This is a genomic window from Candidatus Borrarchaeum sp., assembly GCF_019058535.1.
GTDB classification, from domain to species: domain Archaea; phylum Asgardarchaeota; class Sifarchaeia; order Borrarchaeales; family Borrarchaeaceae; genus Borrarchaeum; species Borrarchaeum weybense.
In genome coordinates this window covers 1-4,814 of record NZ_JAHPYX010000036.1, presented here as the reverse complement: position 1 = coordinate 4,814, position 4,814 = coordinate 1, and the positions used below count along the sequence as shown (strand labels likewise).

At 39.2% G+C, this 4,814-nt stretch carries 8 protein-coding genes; all 8 read left to right on the top strand.

All coding sequences use genetic code 11. From position 1 onward, the window contains the following. Positions 1–69: 69 nt before the first annotated feature. Positions 70–471: a hypothetical protein gene (locus QVB70_RS01990; protein WP_287582849.1), complete on the top strand. Its 402-nt coding sequence runs from the start codon at positions 70–72 to the stop codon at positions 469–471. Positions 472–608: 137 nt separating this feature from the next. Next, positions 609–842 (top strand): DUF433 domain-containing protein, encoded by a 234-nt coding sequence (locus QVB70_RS01985; protein WP_287582847.1) that lies wholly within the window; start codon positions 609–611, stop codon positions 840–842. Continuing rightward, a complete protein-coding gene (locus QVB70_RS18505; protein WP_369335129.1) occupies positions 784–1,050 on the top strand; it encodes a DUF5615 family PIN-like protein in 267 nt (88 codons plus the stop codon). Before QVB70_RS01985 ends, QVB70_RS18505 begins: the two co-directional genes overlap by 59 nt. Continuing rightward, on the top strand, positions 1,035–1,178 hold the full coding sequence (locus QVB70_RS01980) for a hypothetical protein (protein WP_287582845.1): 144 nt from the start codon (positions 1,035–1,037) through the stop codon (positions 1,176–1,178). Before QVB70_RS18505 ends, QVB70_RS01980 begins: the two co-directional genes overlap by 16 nt. A gap of 197 nt (positions 1,179–1,375) precedes the next feature. After that, positions 1,376–1,930 carry a hypothetical protein gene (locus QVB70_RS01975; protein WP_287582843.1) on the top strand — a complete coding sequence of 185 codons (555 nt, stop codon included), beginning with the start codon at positions 1,376–1,378 and terminating at the stop codon, positions 1,928–1,930. A 31-nt stretch (positions 1,931–1,961) separates the two neighbouring features. Continuing rightward, entirely contained in the window at positions 1,962–2,522 is a 561-nt protein-coding gene (locus QVB70_RS01970; protein WP_287582842.1) for a hypothetical protein, read from the top strand. Between the two features lie 158 nt (positions 2,523–2,680). Continuing rightward, positions 2,681–3,550: an alpha/beta hydrolase gene (locus tag QVB70_RS01965; RefSeq protein WP_287582840.1), complete on the top strand. Its 870-nt coding sequence runs from the start codon at positions 2,681–2,683 to the stop codon at positions 3,548–3,550. Between the two features lie 103 nt (positions 3,551–3,653). Next, on the top strand, positions 3,654–4,814 hold a 1,161-nt coding region (locus QVB70_RS01960; RefSeq protein ID WP_287582838.1), incomplete at its 3' end, for a glutamine synthetase family protein.

Sequence of the window (4,814 nt, the reverse complement as noted above, 5' to 3'; positions counted from 1 at the left end):
CTGGCGATTCCTTGGGAACTCAAATTCATATTTATTCGGGGAATGCTGAGAAGCTTATTCTAAGGTTTTATGTTTCAGATCCGCGAGAAAGATGGTGCAGCTGGAGCACTTGAATTTTATGAAAAAATCTGGAAAAGGGAAGATAGAGTAAAGAATATGACCACTACCCTTAAAGATGTCTTTAAAATAGAGGACAACGATATGAACGCAATATATAAGTGGTTTGTCATCTTTAATGAGCTCATTGGGACAGAAGGATATACTCAACTTGAGCAATCTAAAACATTCTGTAGAGTTAGAGTCCCTATTGGGTGTGCATGGAAAACAGATCCCAAAGATATCAGCGATTGGGTCTTAATCTTCTTTAATATTGTTGTTAAGACGATAAATCCAAAGGCTACTGTTGAACGACCTAAAGGAATGTGTGCTGGGGATTCTTATTGTGAATATGTATACAAGATAGAAGAATAAAGGATGGTAAACAAGAAAGAAATTATATGAAAGGATTATTACGTGTAGATGCGAAAAGTTGATAAAATTAGCAACAAAGAAGAATATATCAAACTCGTCCGAGATGATATTTAAGATAGATAAACGGAGGTATCGAAATGGATCTTGAAAAAAGAATTTCGATTGATCCAGAGATCCAACATGGCAAACCATGCATCCGAGGAACCCGAATTCCAGTATACATCATTCTTGAAATGCTGGAGCATGGTTTAACAATTCCTGAAATTCTGGAAGAATATCCTCATATCAAAGAAGATGATGTGAAGGCTTGTATTGCATTTGCTAGACAATTCGTTGAAGGAGAGGAGATTTCCCCTTTTGTTACTCCTTAAATTTCTTCTGGATGAAGATGTGTCTCATAAGACTTTACAACGGCTCAAAAAACAAGGCCTCATTGTAGAGTCAGTAAAGACGCTAAGACTTCTTGGATCGAAGAATAGCGAGCTATTAGAGTATGCTACCTCTAAAGGATTCATTTTCTCACTCACGACAGAGATTTTTTGTATCCTTCGAGAAAAGATCACTTGGGTATCATTGTAGTTATGATTCATCCTGCAACAGACGCTCATGCAGGTCAAATTCTTGAACAGTTCTTGAAGCGCATAGATCCTTCAAAAATTATGGGAAAAGTGATTCGCCTCGAAAGAGGATTTTGGAGCACTCAGTAACTACTCACAGCTAAAGCAGTGGGCTTTCTTGCTTAGCTACCTGTAAAATGCATTCTTTTAGATAGTTATTGTATTCTTCTACACCCATAACGCTGTAGTTTTCTCAATTCAATTTTAATTGAAAGTATAAAAAGTACAAGAGTATATACAAATACTCTTCAAAGGATAAATGAAAGTTCGAGAAATGGTGAAGTTGAATGGTTGAAGAGTTTTTGGAGATGATGCCAGCTGAGAAGTGTTGGGCAATAACCGCTAAAACTCTCTGGAGATTCACAATTCTGAGAGGGGATAAAATCATCGCAGCTATTTTAGGTAGGGGGGAAGGGATCATCGCACCGGTCATGGGTGCGGAAAAGTGGAAGGAGATAAACGATAAGATATATAGTGACGGTGGTAAGCAGATGTTTCCACATGTTAAAGAGACTTTCAACATACCAGTAGAGGATGCCGTAGGTGCTGCTAAATTAGTCATAGTTGCTGTAACTTTACTGGCAGGTCCTGAGTGCAAGTTTAAAATAATTGAAGCTACCCAAGAACGAGCCAGTATCAGAGTGACAAAGTGTCCGACAGTCTGGGAGATTTATGAAGAGTTAGAGGTAGATCCTGAGCATAGAGCTTGCGACCCAGCCTGTCAAACATTTCGGGAAGATGGACTCAAGGCAATTAGTCCCAATATAAGTTACAAACTCGCGAAGACAATACCAAGAGGAGATTTCTACTGCGAAGACATCATCGAGTTTAAGGAAGAATAAACCTTCAAACAGTTCAAAGAGTGAAACAGAAATGAAGCAAACATCTAAAGAGTTATTGGAAAAGATCCCGCCTGAGAAGTGTTGGGCAATAACCGCTAAAACCCTGCTCAATTTTGCATTGCTAAGAGGATCGAAGACTGTTGTTCCTCTTCTAGGTAAGGGAGAAGGAGTCTTTGCACCCGTCATGGGCTGGGAAAAGTATAAAGAGATTGTCATAAGGGTAATGGGTGAAAGTGTTAAGAATTTGCATCATCGAGTTAAAGAAATGTTCGATCTACCCGTAGAGAATGCAATAGACGCAGCTAAGTTACACACTGTTGTTGGTACATTGCAGAGTGGCCCTGAGACTGAGTATGAATTAATCGAGGAAAGCAGAGAAAGAGCCGTTATCAGATTAAGCAGTTGTGGGTGGCGGGCAAGATATAAGGAGTTTGGGATAAAGCCTGAGCTTACTATATGTCAGCCTGCCCACGAAGAGCCTGCTCAAGAGGCATTAAAGGAAATTAATCCTAAACTAACTTTCAAGTTTACGAAATCATATTCTAAAGGAGATCCCTACTGCGAAGCACTTATTAAATTTAAGGAAGAGTAAGTCTGTCTTTATTGAAATACTTGTCTTAGATCATATACAAATAGCCCCTCTGGTTTTTTAAACCAACCTAAAATTATTTATATTCTAGTAGCTGTATGGCGGAGATGTGATATATATCAGATTTCTACATCTATTCAAAGTTTACAGAAGGTAAAATTATGACAAAAACCATCTACAATTCTCCTGATTTTGAAGTAAGACTCATGGCGATGTATGACGCAAGACTTAAACAATGGCCAGTTCCTTATGAGAGCACTTTTGTAAATACGTCTTATGGAAAAGTGCATATCATTATTAGCGGACCAAAAGATGCCCCTCCAGTCTTGCTACTTCACGCCGCAGGAATGTCTGCTTCATCATGGCTTTATAATATTGAAGGGTTAAGCAAGTTCTATCTAACCTATGCTATTGATAACCTTGGAGAGGTAGGGAAAAGTGTCTTAAATGATCTGGATAGTTTCCCGAATGATGGCAAAGCCTTGAGTAAATTGTATACAGAAATATCCGATAAACTTGGAATAGAAAATGCTTGTGTCATTGGTGCCTCGAATGGAGGATTCATTGCAACAAATTATGCTCTTTATTCCCCTGAACGTGTGAAGAAACTTGTTTTATTAGGCCCGATGGGTGTTACACCAGCCACGGATAGCACGATTCAAAAAATCGAGCAATCTGCGTCGCCCGATACACAGTTTTCTCCGGAGGATATGCTCCGGTGGGCTCTCGGAGATAACCCCAGAGTATTGGAAGCATGTGGTGAGTGGTTTGGCTTGGTAATGAGCGGAACTACGCCAAGAGTAGCGGCTCCTATACCATTTACGCCTGAGCAGCTTCAAAGTATAAGTATCCCCGTTCTGTTGATTCTTGGCAAAAAAGACAATTTGGTGGGTGATCCTGCAAAAGTCAAGGAACTTGCAAAAAACGTTCTTGATATCCAGATTGAGATACTCAATACTGGGCATTTAATTAGTGCTGATCAACCAGATACTGTCAACAATCTTATCTACGAGTTCTTCGAACAGCATTAGACAAATGGATGAGTGTATTAAATACACTTATTAAGCACTTTATTTTGATACTAAAAAGAATCTAAGAATCGGTTACAACTTATACTAAGATGGGGTTGTAAGCATGGGCAAAGATACAGTGCTTGAGATTATAAGAGAAAAAAATATCGAAAGTGTTAGATTCCAATTTTGTGATTTAAACGGTATCATGAGGGGACGCGCCGCAATATTGCAGGCTATTGAAAAAGCATTAGACCACGGGCTAAAAATGAACATGGGGACGATGGACTTCACTTCTTTTGATCAATTTGCCTTCGGCAATAAATATGGCGCACAATCAGAAGATTTTACGATCAAAGCGGATTTTGATACATTTACAGTATTACCATACGCCTCAAAATCGGCTAAAGTCTTCTGTGACTTATATACTCATGACGGTAAGGAGTGGGAATGCTGCCCACGATTAATGCTTAAAAGACTTATTAAACGCTACAACGAACTAGGATATTTTCCACAGATAGGATTTGAAACAGAATATTATGTTCTTGAAGAATACGAAGACGGCTCCTACGCACCTGCAAATTACGCAGAAAAGGAAGGACATGGAATGATTTTTGCGATGTCAGGGCAGGATGAATGGGAGGAGTACTATCGAACCTATTGTAAAACGCTTGCTCAGATGGGAATTGATGCTACCGTAGTAACAAAAGAAGGAGGTCCTGCACAGATGGAAGTTAATATCAACCACTATTCCCCTGTAGAAGCCGCAGACAATCAAATTACCTTCATGAATGTTGCACGTGAACTTGCAAGACAGTTTGGCTATCGAGCAACTTTCCTACCTAAACCATTTCAGCATCTATTTGGTTCAGGTATGCATGTACATATCTCAATTTACGATTTAGACGGTCAAAATTTGTTTTACGAGCCAAATGATCCGAAAGGACATAATTTATCCGAAATGATGTACTATTACATCGGCGGCCTTCTAAAGCATGCTAAAGCCATCACTGCAGTCGGTGCATGTACTGTAAACTCTTACAAACGTCTTTTACCTAATGTATGGGCACCCATAAACAACACCTGGGGATTTAATAACAGATCTACCTTAATTCGTATTCCGTTAGATGCGAAGGAACAAGATACGCGTCTTGAATTTAGAAGTCCAGACCCTGCATGTAATGCATATTTAGTCCTTGCAGCAATACTAGCATGTGGATTAAAGGGTATTGAAGAAAAAATCGAACCTCCAGAACCTATTCAGAAAGATGTCAGTGCCTTAAGT